General features: G+C 69.5%; 14 protein-coding genes. 6 read left to right on the forward strand and 8 right to left on the reverse strand.

Annotated elements, in window-relative coordinates; translation table 11 throughout:
* Positions 1-153 precede the first annotated feature (153 nt).
* From O7624_RS04575 to O7624_RS04585, 3 genes are all read left to right on the forward strand, one after another.
* Positions 154-1,311, forward strand: a complete 1,158-nt coding sequence (locus O7624_RS04575) for a sensor histidine kinase (RefSeq protein ID WP_282239061.1) — start codon at positions 154-156, stop codon at positions 1,309-1,311.
* Positions 1,308-1,976 carry a response regulator transcription factor gene (locus tag O7624_RS04580; RefSeq protein ID WP_282239062.1) on the forward strand — a complete coding sequence of 223 codons (669 nt, stop codon included), beginning with the start codon at positions 1,308-1,310 and terminating at the stop codon, positions 1,974-1,976. The genes O7624_RS04575 and O7624_RS04580 overlap by 4 nt, the downstream gene beginning before the upstream one ends.
* 257 nt (positions 1,977-2,233) lie before the next feature.
* On the forward strand, positions 2,234-3,676 hold the full coding sequence (locus tag O7624_RS04585) for an endo-1,4-beta-xylanase (RefSeq protein ID WP_348774975.1): 1,443 nt from the start codon (positions 2,234-2,236) through the stop codon (positions 3,674-3,676).
* Positions 3,677-3,752: 76 nt separating this feature from the next.
* Here the strand turns inward: O7624_RS04585 and O7624_RS04590 are convergent, their stop codons facing one another.
* Entirely contained in the window at positions 3,753-4,361 is a 609-nt protein-coding gene (locus O7624_RS04590) for a hypothetical protein (protein ID WP_282239064.1), read from the reverse strand.
* Positions 4,362-4,693: 332 nt separating this feature from the next.
* On the opposite strand from O7624_RS04590, the gene O7624_RS04595 reads away from it, so the two are divergent.
* Positions 4,694-7,441 carry a LuxR family transcriptional regulator gene (locus O7624_RS04595; protein WP_282239065.1) on the forward strand — a complete coding sequence of 916 codons (2,748 nt, stop codon included), beginning with the start codon at positions 4,694-4,696 and terminating at the stop codon, positions 7,439-7,441.
* An 85-nt stretch (positions 7,442-7,526) separates the two neighbouring features.
* Here the strand turns inward: O7624_RS04595 and O7624_RS04600 are convergent, their stop codons facing one another.
* From O7624_RS04600 to O7624_RS04615, 4 genes are all read right to left on the reverse strand, one after another.
* Positions 7,527-8,468, reverse strand: coding sequence for a DUF5996 family protein (locus O7624_RS04600; RefSeq protein WP_282239066.1), 942 nt, complete (start codon positions 8,466-8,468; stop codon positions 7,527-7,529).
* A gap of 78 nt (positions 8,469-8,546) precedes the next feature.
* Positions 8,547-9,272 (reverse strand): flavodoxin family protein, encoded by a 726-nt coding sequence (locus O7624_RS04605; RefSeq protein WP_093409612.1) that lies wholly within the window; start codon positions 9,270-9,272, stop codon positions 8,547-8,549.
* Positions 9,273-9,419: 147 nt separating this feature from the next.
* Entirely contained in the window at positions 9,420-10,688 is a 1,269-nt protein-coding gene (locus tag O7624_RS04610; RefSeq protein ID WP_282239067.1) for a glutaminase, read from the reverse strand.
* A 415-nt stretch (positions 10,689-11,103) separates the two neighbouring features.
* A complete protein-coding gene (locus tag O7624_RS04615; protein WP_282239068.1) occupies positions 11,104-12,072 on the reverse strand; it encodes a glycoside hydrolase family 6 protein in 969 nt (322 codons plus the stop codon).
* A 274-nt stretch (positions 12,073-12,346) separates the two neighbouring features.
* Between O7624_RS04615 and O7624_RS04620 the strand changes: the two genes are divergently transcribed.
* Complete coding sequence (locus tag O7624_RS04620) at positions 12,347-13,360, forward strand: LacI family DNA-binding transcriptional regulator (RefSeq protein WP_170863595.1); 1,014 nt, start codon at positions 12,347-12,349, stop codon at positions 13,358-13,360.
* A gap of 152 nt (positions 13,361-13,512) precedes the next feature.
* On the opposite strand, the gene O7624_RS04625 is transcribed toward O7624_RS04620, so the two are convergent.
* The 3 genes from O7624_RS04625 to O7624_RS04635 form a co-directional block, all read right to left on the reverse strand.
* Positions 13,513-14,337 carry an alpha/beta hydrolase gene (locus tag O7624_RS04625; protein WP_282239069.1) on the reverse strand — a complete coding sequence of 275 codons (825 nt, stop codon included), beginning with the start codon at positions 14,335-14,337 and terminating at the stop codon, positions 13,513-13,515.
* A gap of 19 nt (positions 14,338-14,356) precedes the next feature.
* The gene (locus tag O7624_RS04630) at positions 14,357-14,926 is read right to left on the reverse strand and encodes a DJ-1/PfpI family protein (RefSeq protein WP_093409622.1); all 570 of its coding nucleotides are present in this window, start codon (positions 14,924-14,926) and stop codon (positions 14,357-14,359) included.
* A gap of 84 nt (positions 14,927-15,010) precedes the next feature.
* Positions 15,011-15,754: a GntR family transcriptional regulator gene (locus O7624_RS04635; protein ID WP_282239070.1), complete on the reverse strand. Its 744-nt coding sequence runs from the start codon at positions 15,752-15,754 to the stop codon at positions 15,011-15,013.
* A 441-nt stretch (positions 15,755-16,195) separates the two neighbouring features.
* On the opposite strand from O7624_RS04635, the gene O7624_RS04640 reads away from it, so the two are divergent.
* Complete coding sequence (locus tag O7624_RS04640; protein WP_282239071.1) at positions 16,196-17,581, forward strand: extracellular solute-binding protein; 1,386 nt, start codon at positions 16,196-16,198, stop codon at positions 17,579-17,581.
* Positions 17,582-17,613 lie beyond the last annotated feature (32 nt).

Genomic DNA, 17,613 nt, shown 5'->3' on the forward strand with positions numbered 1-17,613 from the left:
GCTCCGGCAGGTGTCGGGCGTCGTGCCGGTGCAGACACTTTCCGGTCCGCCCCTGAATGGACCCGGGGTGCCGGAACGCGGCAGAAGTCCTGCCTGAGGATGACCACCCACAGGTGGACGCGCCGGGTCCGGCCAGCCGATACGCTCGGGCAGGTGACCGCCTTCCTGCTGACCCGGCGGCTGCGGCCGGTGGAACTGGCCACCGTGGACGCCGTGCTCGCCGTGTCGGTCGGTGGGCTGCTCGGCCCGTACGCGGCGCTGGAATCGCCGCTACGTGGTGGTGTGCACGAACCGCTGTGGGTGTCGGTGCTCGTCGGGATGGCCCTCGGGTTGCCGCTGGCCGTCCGGCGACGGTGGCCGGTCACAGTCGCCGTCGTGATCAGCTGTGTCGCCGCCGTCGCCCTGATCACCGGCGTGGTTCCCAGCTATGCCGCCGCCGCGCCCGGGCTCGCCGTCGGTCTGTCCGTCTACACGGTGGCCGTGTCGACGAGCATGTACCGGTCGGTGCTCTGCGCCGCCGGTTGTCTCGCGTTGGTGAGCGTCGCCCTGGTGTTCAGCGAGAGTGATCTCTGGTCGCGGACCGGTGCGGTCGGCTACGCCGCCGTCATGATCGTGCCTGCCGGGATGATCGGCTGGCTGGTTCGGGAGCGCCGCGCCCTGGCCGCCCGTCAGGGCGAGCACCTGGTCCGCCAGGCCGCCACCGAGGAGCGGTTACGGGTGGCGCGGGACGTGCATGACGTGGTCGCGCACACGCTGAGCCTCATCGTGGTGAAGGCGGCCGTCGCCAACCACGTCGCCGAGGCCGACCCCCGCGAGGCGGGCGCCGCCCTGCGGGTGATCGAAGAGACCGGTCGCAACGCGTTGACCGACGTCCGCCGGGTGCTCGGCGTGCTGCGCGAGGGCGCCCCGTATGCCCCGGCGCCCGGGCTGGACGAGTTGCCCGCGCTCGCCCGGCAGGCGGCGATCGGCGGTGTCGACGTACGGCTCGACGTACGGCGGGAGGAACCGGCCGCAGCGGTGCCGGAGTCTTTGGGTCTGGCGGTGTACCGGATCGTGCAGGAGGCGGTGACAAACGTGGTGAAGCATGCGGCGCCGGCCATCTGCCGGGCAACGGTGACCGTCACGCCCGGCAAGGTCAGGGTCGAGGTGACCGACGACGGCCGCCGGCCGGTCTCCACCGCCGGGGAGGGACACGGGATCATCGGGATGCGGGAACGGGTGGCGCTGCACGGTGGCGAGTTCCACGCCGGTCCACGCCCCGGCGGCGGCTTCGTCGTCACGGCCAGCCTGCCCTACCGGGCGGCCGCGTGATCCGGGTGTTGATCGCCGACGACCAGGCGCTGCTGCGTGGCAGTTTTCGGCTGTTGGTCGATTCGACACCGGATCTCACCACCGTCGCCGAGGCGGGCACCGGCGCGGCGGCCGTGGCGTTGTCAGCCGAGCACCGGCCGGACGTGGTGCTGATGGACGTGCGGATGCCGGAGATGGACGGCATCGAGGCGACCCGACGGATCTGCGCCGACCCGACGGGCGTCGGCACCCGGGTCGTCATCCTGACCACCTTCGACCTGGACGAGTACGTCTACGGGGCGCTGCGCGCCGGGGCCAGCGGGTTCCTGCTCAAGGACACCCCGCCGGCGGACCTGCTGGCCGGCATCCGGGTGGTGGCCGCCGGCGAAGGGCTGCTCGCGCCGACGGTGACCCGCCGGCTGATCGACGAGTTCGCGCGTCGGCCCGAGCCGGCCCGGCCGCTGCCGCGACGGCTGGCGGCGGTGACCGAGCGGGAACGGGAAGTGCTCACGCTGATCGCCCGCGGCCTGTCCAACACGGAACTGGCCATGCACCTCAATCTCAGCCCGACCACCGTCAAGACGCACGTCGGACGATTGTTGACCAAGCTGGCGGTCCGTGATCGGGCGCAACTGGTAATCGTTGCCTACGAAACGGGCCTGGTTCAGCCGGGCGGCCCACGCTGAGCGGCTTGCCGCACCGACGGGAGCCATGAGTCGGTACGTCGCCCGACTGCGCAACGACTGCATCCTGGTTGCCGACCTCACGGCCATTTCCGGAATGTTTCCGGAAGTTGTTGACAGTGCGGCAGGCCGGTATCGAGACTGGCCGTTCCGGGGGCATGCATACACGTCGATTGATGACGTCCAGCACCAAGGGAGGGCCCGTGAACAGCGACCTGAAGCAGCGTAGGAAGGTTGCTCGAACAGCTTTACCGACGGCGGTGTTGTTGCTGATAAGCAGCGCTGTCGCGGTCCAGTCGAGCGCCCCGGCCGCGGCGGCCGAGACCACGCTGCGGGCCGCAGCCGCCAACGCCGGGCTGTTCTTCGGCGTCGCAGCCTCACCCAACCGGCTCTACCCGATCGTCGGGCAGGAGTTCAGCCAACTGACGCCCGAGAACGACATGAAGCCGGACAGGATCGCCACCTCCAGCGGCGGGCTGCAGAACACCAGCGGTGCGGACACCCTGGTCAACCACGCCCAGAGCAACAACATGCTGGTCCGCGGCCACACCCTGGTCTGGCACTCCCAGGCCGGCGCGTTGCAGGGCGCCAGCCAGGCGACGCTGAACACCTTCATCGGCAACGCCATCAACCGCTGGGGCAGCAGGATCGCGTACTGGGACGTCGTCAACGAAGCGCTGGAGGACAACAACACCGGCCGGCGACGCAACCAGTGGCCGCACTCCATGAACCGGGACGCCAACGGCGACGGCGACTTCTTCGACGCCGGCGACACCGACGTCATCCGGGACTCGTTCATCCGGGCCAAGCAGGTCGTGCAGGCCGGCGGGCTGACCACCAAGCTCTGCATCAACGACTACGACGTCGACGGCCTCACGGTCCAGGGCGGCACCCCGAACCGCAAAGCCAACGCGCTGTACGACATCGTCCGCAACTACCGGCAGTACATCGACTGCGTCGGGTTCCAGGCGCACTTCAACGACAACCCGAACAGCGTCATCACCGACGACATCCAGGCCAACATCCAACGCTTCGCCGACCTCGGCGTCGAGGTACACATCACCGAGCTGGACATCGACGACGACCTGAGCAACAACGACATCGGCGCAGGCCAGGCGGAGAACTACCGCAAGGTCGTACGGGCCTGCCTCAACGTCGCACAGTGCACCGGCATCACCGTCTGGGGCATCTCCGACAGCGAGTCGTGGCGCTCCTCGGAGCGGGGCCTGCTGTTCACCGGCGGCAATGGCAGCTACCAGAAGAAGGCCGCCTACCACGCGGTTCTCGACGAGCTGAACAAGGGCCGCAACTCCACCCCGCCGCCGACCACACCGCCGGTGACGCCGTCCGTCCCGCCGACCACGCCACCTGTCGATCCGACCACCCCACCGCCACCGACCACGCCGCCGACCACCGGTTGCTCCGCGACGGTCTCGCTGAACTCCTGGACCGGTGGGTTCGTCGCCACCGTCAGGGTCACCGCCGGCACCGCGCCGATCAGTGGCTGGAGCGTCCAACTCACCCTGCCCTCCGGGGCCACCGTCACCAACGCGTGGAACGCCAACCGCAGCGGAAGCAGCGGCACCGTGCAGTTCAGCAACGTCAGCTACAACGGCTCAGTGAACGCCGGCCAGTCCACCGAGTTCGGCTTCCAGGGCACCGGGACCGCCACCGGCCTGACCCCGGTGTGCACCGCCACCTGAACACCATCTGTCCTGGTCGGCCGGCAGACCGGCCGACCAGGACAGGCACCACGGCGACGACACGAGCCGAGGCGGGTCAACACGACCGCAGCCGGGCTCGCCATGGATGATCCGGGTGGACCAGGCCGAGCGTCGCGTCCAACCAGCCGCGTTCCGCGCGAGACAGCAGCGGCAGCACGCCGGTGAAGTCGGCCTCGTCCTTGTCGCGCGGGTGCTTTGCCTTGAACAGCAGTACGGCCTCGACAGCCAGGTACGGGATCCCGCCGTCGCTGCGCCGGATGATCTCCCGATACGGCCGCCGGATCCGCTGTTCGTCGCGGCGGCAGATCCAGACCTCCCCGTCGTGTGGCTCACGGAAGACGTCGAAGCGCCACCTGCCTGCCGCCGGATCCCAGGCCCAGGTCTGATGCGAGTCGCCGGCCAAGGCGTCGGCCGTCGACGGCACCAGCGCGCCCCCGCCCGCCGGCACCCAGAAGTCGAGCTCGGGAAAGAGCGGCGGCAGCAGCGCGAAATGCGCCGCAGGCACGGCGATCTCAAGGTCCCCGTGGGCCCGGGTCGGCTCGCCGCGGAACAGATCCACCGCCCAGCCAGCCGCGACGTACCAGGGGACCGGCAGGTCGCGAAGGCGTTCGGCCATCTGGACCGGGTGCCAGGCCTCCCACGCATCGACATCGGGATGGTTCACGACGCGAGCGTACGGCGCAGGAGAGCGCCGGTCGCATCAGCGCCGCCGTCGTGGTTGCGTGACGTACCCGCTTGGCAGTGACTCCACGTCACACGCGATCGTGACACTGCGTCACTTACGTCTCCGGCGCGTCCGCGCTGTGATGGGACACGCTCGTCGTGGACCAGCAGACCACCGGCGTGCCACGTCGCGAGCGTACGGCTGCCAGCCCAACGGTCCGGACCGCCCTGTCCTGACCGCGACGCGGCCGTGCTCGGACGGTCGTCTCACGATGGGGAAGGCTGGGCTATAGCGTTGAGCTGGGTGTGCCATCGCGGCCAGCGGGGGGAGACATGGAACTTTTCGGACGGCACGCCGAGACCGCGGTACTGGACCGGCTGCTGAATCGTGCGGCGGATCGCGCCGGCTCCGGGCTGGTGCTGTGGGGTGAGCCGGGCATCGGCAAGACCGCTCTGCTCGATTACGCCGTCGAGGCGGCGTCCGACGCGACGGTGTTGCGGTGTCGGGGCACCCGGATGGAGACCGGGCTCGCGTTCGCCGCGCTGCACGAGTTGCTGTGGCCGGTGTTGGACCGGCTGGAGACGCTCCCCGCCCCGCAGGCTGCGGCGTTGCGGGGTGCGTTGGGAATGAGCCGAGACCCGGCCAACCGCTTCCTCATCGGCGCGGCAGTGCTGTCGCTGCTCTCGGGTCTCGCGCGGGAGCGGCAGGTGCTGGTCGTGGTGGACGACGCTAAGTGGGTCGATGAGGCGAGCGCGCTGTGCCTGGGGTTCGTCGCCCGGCGAGTGGCGACGGAGCGGATCGCGGTGCTGCTGACCGGACACGAGGATCCCGCCTCGGGGCCGTGGGAGGGTTTGCCGGCCCTGGCGGTCGGAGGTCTGGCCGACGAGGACGCGCGCCAGCTCCTGACCGCTGTCGTGCCCGGGATCGACGCGGCGCTGGCCGATCGGACGGTGCAGGCGGCGGGTGGCAACCCGTTGGCGCTGCACGAGCTGCCCACCCTCGATCGCGAGACCGACGGCGAGGCGACCCTCCCGCACGCCGGCAACCCGGTGCCGGTGGGGCCACGGTTGCGACGGGCGTTCTGCGCACGGGCCGAGGCCCTGAAACCGTCGACCCGGGCGTTACTGCTGCTGGCCGCCGCCGAGGGCCGGGGCGACCGGCACGTCGTGCACCGTGCCGGTGCCGCCTGGGGCATCGACACCTCCGCCTGGGACGAGGCCCTGCGTTCGGGCCTGCTCCATGCCTCGGGAAGCCGCCTGGAGTTCCGGCACCCACTGATTCCGGCAGCCATCTACGACGGTTCCCCCTTCGCGGAGCGGCAAGCTGTGCATCAGGCGCTGGCGGCGGCCCTGCCGCAGGACGCCACCATGGAGCGGGCCTGGCACCTGGCAGCCGCTGCCGACGGGCCGGACGAGGACGTCGCCACACTGCTGGAGCACGCCGCCGAGGAGTGCCTGCGACGCAGTGCGGGTCCGATGGCGGCTCGCACCCTGGGTCGGGCCGCTGAGCTGTCCCCGAAGCCAGCGGACGCCACGCGCCGGCTGGCCGCCGCCGCCCGCGCCGCGTGGCACGCCGGCAATGCCGAGGCGGCGCGGCAGTTGCTCGAAGAGGCTGAACGCCTGAGCGGTGTGCTTCCCGTCGTCCGGCAGAGCGGCGGGCTGCGCGGGATCCTCGAATTCGCGTACGGCATGCCCGAACGCGCCCACCATTACCTGACGAGCGACATGGCCGCGGTACCCGAGACCCGCGGTGCCGTGGAGCTGGGCACAGTCGCGGTCCGCGCCGCCTGGTCGGCCGGGCGGTCCGACCTTCAACAGGAGGCGCTACGACGCGTGCGGGCCGTGGACACCGCCGCTGACTCCGCGGTGTCAGAGCTGATGCCCGTGTTGGAAAACTGGTGGTCCTGCTACGACGTGACCGGCGAGGCCATCCCGACGACCCGGGATCTGGCCAGCGACGTCGTCGGTCGGCTCGGTACGGTCGCATGGGAGTTGCTGCCGCCCGTGCCGTTGGTCCAGTCCTGGGGCATCGACGGTGGACTGCTCGACGTGCTGCGCATGCAGGCCGTGCAGCTGCGGCGACGGCACGAGCTCACCGCGCTGGCGCTGGTGCTGGCCCAGATCGCGGTCCTCGACACCGCCGCGGGCCGGTGGGGCGCCGCCGAGCAGGCGGCGACCGAGGGCCTGCGACTCGCCGAGGAGATCAAGGCGGATCACGTCGCCACGCAGAGCCGCGCCTGCCTCGCCTTGTTGGCTGCCGCCCGCGGCGAGCATCGCGCCGTCGAGGAGCAGACCAATCGGATGTTGCAGGTCTCGGTGCCACGCGGAGTACGAGCGCTCAGCGCATCGGCGTACTGGATCCGTGGACGAGCGGCGCTGTTCGACGGTCGTCCGCAGGAGGCGCTGAGCGACCTGCTGTGCCTCGTCGAACCCGGCCACGAGGCCGCCCACACCACCTTCGCGCTGCTCGCCGCCCCGGACACCGTCGAAGCGGCGGTGCAGGTCGGCAACAACGACGTCGTCGGGTTTCAGCTCGCCATGGTGCAGGAGTGGGCGCAGCGTACCGACGCGACCTGGGCCCGCACGGCCGGCCATCGGCTCACGGCACTCGCCGACGGTGGATCGGCGGCCGAGGCGTCGTTCCGAGCCGCCCTGGACGTCGCGGGAGCGGGGACGCAGCCGTTCGAGTACGCCCGCACTCGGCTGCTGTACGGGGAATGGCTGCGGCGGGCGCGCCGCCGGGCCGACGCCAGTGCCCAGCTGGCCGCGGCAGCCGAGACCTTCGACCGCCTGGGCGCGGGCCCACTGCGCGTGCGGGCGCTGCGCGAGCAGGCCCTGACCGACCGACGGGCCGCACCTCGCGGGACCGATCCGCCGACCGTCGCCGGGCTGACCGCACAGGAGCTGCGGGTCGCGCGGTTGGCTGCGGATCGTCTGACGAACCGGGAGATCGCGGCACAGCTGTTGATCAGCCCCCGCACGGTCGGCCACCACCTGGCAAACGTCTACCCCAAGCTGGGCATCACCTCCCGTGCCGAACTGGCCAGGATCAACTTCGATGGAGACCTGCGGCTCAGCTAGCGCGGTGTCCAGCGGACGACGACCGGTCCGACCGTGCGCCGTGGACCGGTCGAGCACCGGTTGGCGCCCGCCCCATTGGCGATCCTCACCGAGCAGTGTTCTGCTGCCACCGCAACGGGTCGTCCTCCAGCGCGGCGCGATCCCAGTGCCCGAGGTCCGCAGCGGCTTCGTAGGTGGTCTGAAGGAACTCGGCGACCGCACGGTCCGGGTCCGGAGCGGTGCGGGCGACCTCGTACGGCAGCAGGAACTGCTTGAACTCGGAACTGAAGTACGCGCCTTCGGGGCGGACCTGCTGCTCGGCGAACCCCTCGGGTTCGGGATAGGCGTAGGAGTAGAAGGCGCCTTCCTCGCCGCCGCCGGGCCAGAACCCGCAGCTGGACAGTTCCCGGGAGTAGCCCTCGACCATCACCCAGTCCCCGCAGTTGGGCACGCCGCCCGGGTGCGGCGGGGCCGACCGGCCGGAGAAGCGGGTGCAGGCGAGGTCCATGCCGCCCCAGAAGAAGTGCACCGGGCTCACCTTGCCCACGAAGTGCGACCGGAACTCGCCGATCACCCGATTCGCCTGCAGCAGCTGTCGCCAGAACAGGGCGGCCGCCTCGCCGTCGTAGGAGGCGTGTTCGTGGTCTTCCGCGAAGGGGATCGCCGGATCGACCTCGTTGGGGTGCGGCCGGATCGGTGCCTCGACATCCAGTTCGTCGAGCATGGCCATGACCCGCGAGTAGAACTCGGCGACCGGCATCGGCCGGAGCGGGAGGCTCCGCGCGCCGCCGTTGCTGCTGCGGACGTCGAGCCGATGGCCGATGAAGTCGAACTCGATCTCGAAGGCCCCCGTGCCGTACGGGATGGCGGACGTCGTCAACCCGCGAGGGCTCACGTACAGGGGCACCTGCCACCAGTGGTTGAGCAGCGGAGCATGCGCCATACGGATCTTGCCCACGATCTGGGTCCACATGTGCAGGGTCTCGCGGGTGGGGGTCCAGTCCGAGACCCGCAGGCTCGGCCAGCTCGTCGGTGCCGGGCTTGTCATCGCTACTCACATCCTTGGCGCTGTCACGGAAGGGTGACGGTCGTCGTGGTCGGATCCTCGGTACGGCTGGCCGACGCGTCAGCGGTACTCGGGGTTTGCGGCATCCGGATGGACCCCTGCGTCCCAGGCAGTGCGCTGGTTGCCGTACGCCGGGAACCCGCCGGCACGACGCATCATCGACGCGAGGTGGAGCAGGTTGTAGGTCATGAACGCGGTGTTGCGGTTGGTGAAGTCGTTCTCCGGCCCGCCGGAACCCTCGTCAAGGTAGGACGGCCCGGGCCCGACCTCACCGAGCCAACCCGCGTCGGCCTGCGGCGGAACAGTGAAGCCGATGTGCTGCAAGCTGTAGAGGATGCTCATCGCGCAGTGCTTCAGGCCGTCCTCGTTGCCGGTGAGCAGGCAGCCACCGACCCGCCCGTAGTAGGCGTACTGGCCCTGCTCGTTGAGCACGCCGGAGTAGCCGTAGAGCCGCTCGATCACCCGCCGGGTCACCGAACTGTTGTCGCCGAGCCAGATCGGTCCGGCGATGACCAGGATGTCGGCTGCCAGCACCCGGGCCAGCAGCGCGGGCCATTCGTCGGTGTCCCACCCGTACTCGGTCATATCGGGGCGAACCCCGGTGGCGATGTCGTGGTCGACGGCGCGAATCTGGTCCACGCTGACCCCGTTCGCCTCCATGATCGCCACACTGCGGTCGATCACCCCCTGGGTGTGGCTACGGCCCGGGGAACGGTTGAGGGTGCAGTTGATGTAGGTCGCGCGCAGCCCGGTGAAGTCGGGCTTCTCGATCCCCGTCGCGGTCATGGGGTCCTTTCCTGGTATCGGTCGTGCCGTCGGCCCGTCGGCCCCGCCGGGTCCACGTGACGAGTGTCGGACGCTGCGGCCCTCGCCGGATCGGCCGGTCAATCGGTCGGTCCTGCCCGGTCAGCGCGGTCAAGCAGAAAGGCGCGATCACACGCCATCAACCACGTCGATGACCGTGAGTCGGCCGCCGTCGCCGGGATCCGGGTCCGGGATCATCGTCTCCGGATCCACGAGATAGACCTCGTGACCGTCGAGCGTGAGCCGACGCGCGACCTCCAGGAGCATCCGTCGGGCCACATCGTCGATGGAGTGCACAAGCGAGACGTCGAGAACCACGCGGGGCTCCGCAGGTGCGCTCTCCACGAGCTCGCGAACGATCCGCTCGGCTCCCGCGAAGCGGATTCCGCCCTGCAACCGGAGAACCCGGGTCGCGTCCGCTCCACCGCCTCGTACTCGATTGGAACGCACGACCGCGCGCGCTGCGGGAGGGACCTCCATCACATGCAACCCCATGTCGTACGAGAACCGCTCGAACAGCGACACTCCGCGCACGCTGTTGCCGTGCCGGTCCAGTCGCGGCGAGAAGGTGGCGATGCCGAGCTGACCGGGGAGGGCACCGATCAGTCCCCCGGCCACACCGCTTTTCGCCGGAATGCCGACCTGCGTGGCCCAGTCGCCGGCGGCGTCGTACATTCCGCAGGTGGCCATGACGCTCAGGACCTGGCGCACCACCGCCCCGTCCACCACCTGCTCGTTCGAGAGGGGATTCGCCCCGCGGTTGGCCAGCGTCGCCGCCATCATCGCCAGATCTCGGGTGGTCACGAGCACCGAGCACTGACGGATGTAGCCGTCGACGACGGTCCTGGGATCCTCGGTGAGGATGTCGTGGCTGCGGAGCATGTGCGCGATGGCGAGGTTGCGGTGCGCGTTCTCCATCTCGGATGCGCATACCGTCTCATCGACGGTCAGCTGACGGCCCGCAAACGCCGAAAGCCCCTGAACGACGCGGTCGACCCGCTCGACGGGCTTCAGGTTCTCCGGTCCGGCGAGTGAGTGAGCGGTGATCGCGCCAGCGTTGATCATCGGATTGCGGGGACGCCCCGTGTCGCTTTCGAGGGATATCTCGTTGAACGCCTCCCCAGACGGCTCGACCCCGACCTTGGCGAGCACTCGATCGAAGCCGCGATCGGAGAGTGCCATCGCGTACACGAAGGGCTTCGAGATCGACTGGATCGTGAACGCGGCATCGACGTCGCCGGCACCGTGGACCGTGCCGTCGACCATGGCGAAGACCGCTGCGAGACGGTCGGGATCAGCTGTCGCGAGTTCGGGAATGTACCCCGCCGGCGCCCCGGAGATGTCCGATTCGACATCTCCAAGTACCTCAGCCAGATAGTCGGGAACGACTGACCGCATCCGTCCTCCTCAGGTCCTCGCGGAGGCTGCCAATGCGGGGCCTCGCGCACCAGCAGCCTGGCAGGCCGCGGTGCGGGTTCGCAGCTCGACCGCCTCGACACTCTCCATCCAGCGGCGACGCCGACAGGTGCCGCAGCCCGCCGGCCCGGTCGGTGAGCATGCGGCCCGAATCAGGTCGATCCACTTGGCGAGCGCGAGCACCTCGTCGAACCGATAGCGGAGGAGGCCGCGGGTCTCCGGCGTCGAGAGGTGGCGCAGCGCCGGTATGCCGGAGCCCGGTGCGACACACGTTCTTCGCCTACTGACACCCGGCGCCTCTCTGGGGCCGATGCCTGGACGCAGAGAGGCGCCGTCCGGGTGGCAGGGCACGGAGAGCATCGGCTGCGTGCAGCCCTCATGCCCTCCGCACGCTGCGCTAGTAACCGTAGATCATCTTGTAGGCCACCTCGGGCAGGAACTGCCCGGCGCTGGATCCGCCGCCGACTCCGCAGTTGCCGTCGGACTCACCCGGCGTCTTGAGCCAGAGCAGCATTTCCGCGCCGCCGCCCATCCGGCTGGGGGTGCCGATCCTGCGGCCGCCGGGGTTGCACCATTGACCGTTGGAGCCGTTGCCGTTGCGACTGGTGTCGATCACGTACGGCTTGCTGTATCCGAATCTCCACAGCGCGGAAGCGACCTGATTGCCGTAGTTGGTGTTCTCGCCGGTGGTGAAGTAATTCGAGACGTTGAGCGCGAAGCCGCGTGCATTGCCCACGCCGGCCATGTTGAGCCGCTGCGCCATCGTCTGGGCATCCACCCAGCGGGGATTTCCGGCGTCGATGTAGGCCCAGGTGTTGGGTGCCTTGGACCGGAACTGGCCGACGGCGCGGGAGAGCATACCCACTCGGTCGTTGATCTGCGCCTGGCTCATGCAGTTGAAGTCGCCCAGGGAGTCGGGTTCGAGGACCACTACGGCAGGACGGCTGCCGATGGCGGAGGCGAAGGAGGCGATCCATGAGTCGTAGGCGGCGACGCTGCCGGCGCCGCCACCGGAGTGGCCGCCGCACGCGTCCCGGCCCGGAAGGTTGTAGGCCACCAGCAGCGGAAGCTTGTCAACCGCATCTGCGGCGCCCACATAGCCCCGGACCGCGCTCCCGATGTCGCCGCTCCAGTTGCCGAACCATCTGGCCATCGGCTTCTGCGCGATCTCGGTACGGATGGCGGCGGCGCGTCCGTCGCCCGGGTTTGCGGCCGCCCACCTCGCCGGGCTCGAGTTGGGGTCGACGTAGAAGCCGCTGGTCTGGCTGACCGGATCCGCGTGCGCGGCTGGTGCCCCGAGCAGGATCGCGGGAACCGCCAACGCCAGGGCGGCGGCAATTCCCCAGGGGCGGGTGAAGCGTTTCATGGATAGCTCTCCTCTGGGTAAAACTGGAAGCGCTTCCAGCGATGTTCATCCATGCATTGCCGTCCGATGTTCGGTAAATTTCAGGCAGATGTCAAGAGAGGCCATCCCCGCGACAGGATCTGGATCACAGATTTCTGGGACCGCTTCCAGGCTGACGACGACAGCGAGCCACCTCGACGCCGTCGATGCCGGCCGATACGATCGGTGAGCGGTAACGGCACCGGCCGGCGGTAGCGGCTGCCCCGACGTCGGACAGGAAGGACTCGGCATCGCGATGGCAGCGCAGCGGCCCCGGCGGCAACCAACCCTGGACGAGGTCGCCGAACGCGCCGGCGTGTCACGTTCCGCCGCGTCCCGGGTCATCAACAAGGCGCCGCATGTCAGCCGCGCCACGCGCGAAGCCGTGGAGCGCGCCATCAAGGAGATGGGCTATCTGCCCAACCGCACCGCCCGTGCCCTGGCCACCCGACAGACGGGGATCGTCGCGCTCGCGGTCTCCCATGACGATCCCGAGCTGTTCGCCGACCCGTTCTTCGCCCAGGTCATCGTCGGCGTGTCCGCAGCGCTGGAGGAGACCGACCTTCACCTGCTGCTGTGCCTGGCCAGCTCCGGCCGGGGCCGGTCCCGGCTGACCAACCTGCTGCACACGCGCGGCGTCGACGGCATCATGCTGATGGCGCTGCACGGCGACGATCCGCTGACTCACATCGTGCGTCGGGCCGGGCTGCCCGCGGTGTACGGCGGGCGGCCGTTGAATTTCGAGCCACAGTGGTACGTCGACTCCGACAACCTCGGCGGCGCGCGACTCGCCACCGAATACCTCATCGGGCTCGGCCGAACCCGGATCGTCACCATCACCGGTCCCATGTCCACCGACGTCGGCCGCGCTCGCCACCGCGGCTACCGCGAGGCGATGATCATGGCTGGGCTGACCCCGTACGCGACGGCAGAAGGCGACTTCACCGAGACCGGCGGTGCCGCAGCGATGAAATCACTGCTGGACAGCCACCCCGACCTCGACGCCATCTTCGCCGCCAGCGACGACACGGCGGCGGGGGCCCTCCGCGTCCTCATCGACGCCGGCCGGTCCGTGCCGGCCGACGTGGCAGTGGTGGGCTTCGACGACCTCGGCATGGCCGAACGAACCGATCCGCCGTTGACCACCGTTCACCAGTCGGTCCAAGCCCTGGGCAGAGAAATGACCCGGATGCTCGTCGACCTCATCGCGGGGCACGAACCCTCGTCCATCATCCTGCCCACGAAGTTGGTGCTACGCGACTCGGCATGATCCGTGACCCGGGCAAGCTGGCCGGGAGGTGGCGTCGCTCGCGTGTGGTGGGCCGGCCACCCGGATCGCTGAAGACACCGGTTACCGGACTTGCCACGCTCCCCTCGGGTCGAGTGCCCAGCACCGTGTGCCGCTCGACTGCGTCGCGCCTCCTATGCCTGAACAAGGTCCCGGCGGAGGAAGCAGGACAGCAGTTGGCTGAACTCGTGCGGGTGCTCGATCGCCGGGACGTGCCCACATCGGCCGAGCACGTGCAGCCGGACGTCGGCCAGGTGCTCAAGCAGGGGTTGGGTTGCGGTCCTGAGCGGGGTGACCCGGTCCTGGGCGCCGTGCACGAGCAGCACCGGCGCGCGGATCGCTGCCAGCGTTTGCGCCGAGAGGGTGAGCTCGTCGACCCATCGTGCCCTCGGTGGCGGGAACAATGACGCGTATGCGGCTGCCCCCGCTCGCATCGCCTCGGCACGGGCGTCGACGGCCGAATCGGTCACGAGCGCCTGGTCGTGGACGAGGCGGCTCAGCATGTCTCGTGCGCCCAGGGGACCGGCGGGGGCGGCCCAGAGCGCGTCGAGATCGGCGGAGAGCGGCGCCCCGGGGGCGCCCATCGTCGCGACCGCCACGACCCGGGTGACCTGGTGGGGGCGTGCGGCCGCCAATGCCAACGCCACCGCACCGCCCATCGAGTGACCCACCACGGCGTAGCGGTCGACACCGAGGGCGGCCATCAGGCCGGCGGCCTGCTCCGTCCACAGCCGGAGCCCACCCCGGGCACCCGCCGGGACAGGTGTACGGCCGAACCCCGCCTGGTCGGGAGCCACCAGGTGCCAGGACGTGCCCAGCGCCTGCGCCGTCGTTGCCCAGGCGCCGGACCCGGTCGTGCCGGGTCCGGAGCCGTGCAGCATCAGCACCGCGGGCCCGGTGCCGCCCTCAAGGACGTGGACGGGAGAGCCGTCGACTGTGACGGTCCGACGTGTCGTCACCGGGACGGGCCAGGCGTGCTCATGCCGATGCGGGGTCGACGGACTTCGAGAAGAGCTCCATCATCGCCCTGCCGAACTGCGGCATGTCGGGCCACCCCCGGCAGGAGACGAGGTTGCCGTCCACCACGTCGGGAGCGTCGATGACGGTGGCGCCCGCATTTTCCATGTCACCGGTGATGGGTGGGAAGCACGCGGTCTTTCGACCCTTCAGTAGCCCGTACACCGCCGGCACCTGCGCCCCGTGGCACACCAGGGCTACGGGCAGGTTGCGCGCGAAGAAGTGCTCGGTGATGCGCCTGACGTCGGCGTCGACCCGGATCCACTCGGGGGCACGTCCCCCGGGGATGATGAGGGCGTCGTAGCGCTCGACGTCGACCTCGGCCCAGGGCACGTCGACCGGCAGCTTCCGGCCGTTCTTCTCCACGTAGGCGTCGGAGTTGGGGTCGAACTCGTGGATGACCAGTTGCACGTCACGCCTCGTCCGTGACGAGACGTCGACGTCCCAGCCGCCCTCCTGCACGCGATAGTAGGGATACATGGTGTCGAGTTCCTCGGCGGCGTCGCCGGTCAGGAGCAGCGCTCTGGGCACCTGCTTCTCCTCGCATCCTGGGGGCGGGTGGGGTAGATCCAATCCGATCCGATTCGGTTAGCATTCCCCGGCCCGGCCCGCCCGTCAACCCTCCGCCGCCACTGCGTCCGCGTCCTTGGCCTCGTCGAACAATCGTCGGAAACGCTCGCCGGAGCGCAGGATGTGCCGACGCATCGCGTAGGCGGCGGCGTCGGGGTCGCGCGCGGCGATCGCGGCCACGATCTCCTCGTGCTCGGCCATGGCCAGGTGAGTGACCTGGGTGTCGTGGTGCAGCCGAAAGAGGTGCACGTGGCTGTGCAGACGAGCGAGCGCTTCCCGGATGACCTGGTTCTCCGCGCTCAGGGCGACGAGGTCGTGAAAGGCGGCGTCGCGTAGACCGAAGGCGCCGTACGCCGTGGGCCCGGTGCCCCCCTCCAGCTCCGCCATCTCCTCCAGCATTGCTCGCAGACCGGCCACCTGCTCCAGCGATGCGCGTTCGGCGGACCTGCGCGCCGCCGCCGGCTCGAGGAGTAGGCGAACCTCGAGCATGTCCTCGAATCGGCGACGGGTGATCTGGGGTGGAATGCGGTAGCCGGCATGGGGCACCCGCACGACCAGGCCCTCGGCCTCCATGCGGTTCAGGGCGTCCCGGATCGGCGTCTGCGAGACCCCCAGTTCCCGCGCCAGGACGTCGATCGTGACGCGGGAGCCAGGCTCGATCCGCAGCGACATCAGCTGTCCGAGCAGCGTGTCGTACACCTCGTCGGCGAGCCGGCCGCCAGATCTTCCCGACGACGTGCCGCCCGTCACGGCTCGACGGCCCCGCGCGATCATTCCTTCGTCGTCCATCGTGACGTGAGGCCCTTCTTTGCGTCTTCCGGAACCTGTTGACATCAGTCACAACTCTGCGACATGCTGACGCCCCAGCCGGATCGTATAGGAAAAGTGGCGTACGACCGCCATCCTGCACCGTCGCGGAACCACCCGCGATCGCTCTACTTCGATCACCTGGAGCTCCCATGAGCGTGCTCGACGTCCTGCGCGGTTCGTCCCCGGGCCGCAGGTGGACGGGAGGACTGCTCGACGGCACGAAGATCGAGTACATCACGCCGCACTCGTGACGCCGGTCCGCGGGTCAGCCGCCGCGACAGCCCGCCAACCCGCCTGAAACCAACCCGGCAACTGCTCGGCGAAGCACCTAGCGAGGTCGTAGAAGTCCCCACTGAGAAGGCAGGCAAGGATATGCGGTATCAACAGCGAATAGGACGAACATCCGTTCCCGGGCGAAAGGTGCAGCTGGCGACGGCGGCCATGCTGCTGGTGGCCACGACCATGGCGGCCTGCGGCGGTGGCCAGGACGACGGCGAGCAGGCGAGCGCCCCCAAGGCGCCGGCGACCATCCCGGAGCTCACCACGGACCCGCTGACCCTCAGCTTCATCTGGTTCGACTGGCCCCCCGCCCAGGCCCTGGAAGACTTCGCGAACGCGGAGTACACAAAGGAACGGTCGAACGTCACCGTCAAGGTCAACACCGTGCCGAACGCGAACTGGCACGATGCCATGTTCACCCAGTTCGCCGCGCGCAAGACCGACTTCGACATCGCGATCCTGGACTCGCAGCACATCGGCGAGGCCGTGACGAACGGCAACATCCTGGACATCACCGACTTCGTCAAGAACAACATCGAGGTCGATGCCTACAACCCGTACCTGCTGGCGGCCTACGGCCAGTTCCCGCAGGCGGAGACCGGTCAGCGCGACGAGAACGCCAGCCTGTACGGGCTGCCGCTGCTCGGCGACACCTGGACGATGATCTACCGCAAGGACCTGATCGGTGACAAGCCACCGCAGACCTGGGACGAGATGATCTCGGTCGCTGAGAAGTGTCAGGCGGACAACCCCGGCGTCAGCGGGCTGGCGTTCCACCAAGCCAACGGCTCCGACGCCGCAGCCGTCACCTACAACACGGTGAACGGTGTCTACGGCGGCAACCTCTGGGACCCGAAGGCCCGCAAGATCGACGGCGTTCTCAACGACGCCGCGGGCCAGGAGGCGATGGACGTCCTGGTCAACAAGATGAAGCCGCTGACCGCCAGGGGCTCCGGCAACTGGTTCATCGACGAGGTGAACGCGGCGGTCGCCCAGGGCAAGGCCTGCATCGCGTTCAACTGGATCGCCGCGAGCGGCGGCCTGCTCGATCCGAAGGAGTCGACCCTCGGCACCACCCGGGAGCAGATTCTCGACAAGTTGGGTTTCGCCACCCTGCCGAGCCAGAAGACGAACCTGGTCCCGCTCGGCGGCATGGGGATGCACGTGTCGGCCTACTCCGCCGAGGCGAACCAGGTGGAGGCGCTGAACTTCATGAAGTGGTTCCAGCGGGCTGACATCCAGAAGAAGTGGGCTGCGGCCGGTGGGGTGCCGTCGCGTACGGACGCCCTGTCCTCGCCCGAGTTCCTCAATGCCGGGCCGTTCAACCAGGTGTACGCCGACTCGGTGCCGCGGATGCGGGACATGTGGAACGTGCCCGAGTACGCGCGCCTCGTCGACATCGAGAACACCAACGTCAACGCGGCTCTCAACGGTGCGAAGAGCCCGAAGCAGGCGCTCGACGACATCGCCAAGGAACAGCAGAGCGTGCTCGACTCCAGCGGCCGCAAGGGCGGCGGCGGGCTGTGAGTGACCCCGTACCTCTGACAACCGATGCCGGG

This window comes from Verrucosispora sp. WMMD1129 (assembly GCF_029581255.1).
Classification (GTDB): domain Bacteria; phylum Actinomycetota; class Actinomycetes; order Mycobacteriales; family Micromonosporaceae; genus Micromonospora; species Micromonospora sediminimaris.

Bases quoted from the DNA above. Each gene is read 5' to 3' on its own strand.
- O7624_RS04600 (WP_282239066.1), bottom strand. From the start codon at position 8,468: ATGACAAGCCCGGCACCGACGAGCTGGCCGAGCCTGCGGGTCTCGGAC.
- O7624_RS04605 (WP_093409612.1), bottom strand. From the start codon at position 9,272: ATGACCGCGACGGGGATCGAGAAGCCCGACTTCACCGGGCTGCGCGCG.
- O7624_RS04595 (WP_282239065.1), top strand. From the start codon at position 4,694: ATGGAACTTTTCGGACGGCACGCCGAGACCGCGGTACTGGACCGGCTG.
- O7624_RS04635 (WP_282239070.1), bottom strand. From the start codon at position 15,754: ATGGACGACGAAGGAATGATCGCGCGGGGCCGTCGAGCCGTGACGGGC.
- O7624_RS04610 (WP_282239067.1), bottom strand. From the start codon at position 10,688: ATGCGGTCAGTCGTTCCCGACTATCTGGCTGAGGTACTTGGAGATGTC.
- O7624_RS04615 (WP_282239068.1), bottom strand. From the start codon at position 12,072: ATGAAACGCTTCACCCGCCCCTGGGGAATTGCCGCCGCCCTGGCGTTG.
- O7624_RS04620 (WP_170863595.1), top strand. From the start codon at position 12,347: ATGGCAGCGCAGCGGCCCCGGCGGCAACCAACCCTGGACGAGGTCGCC.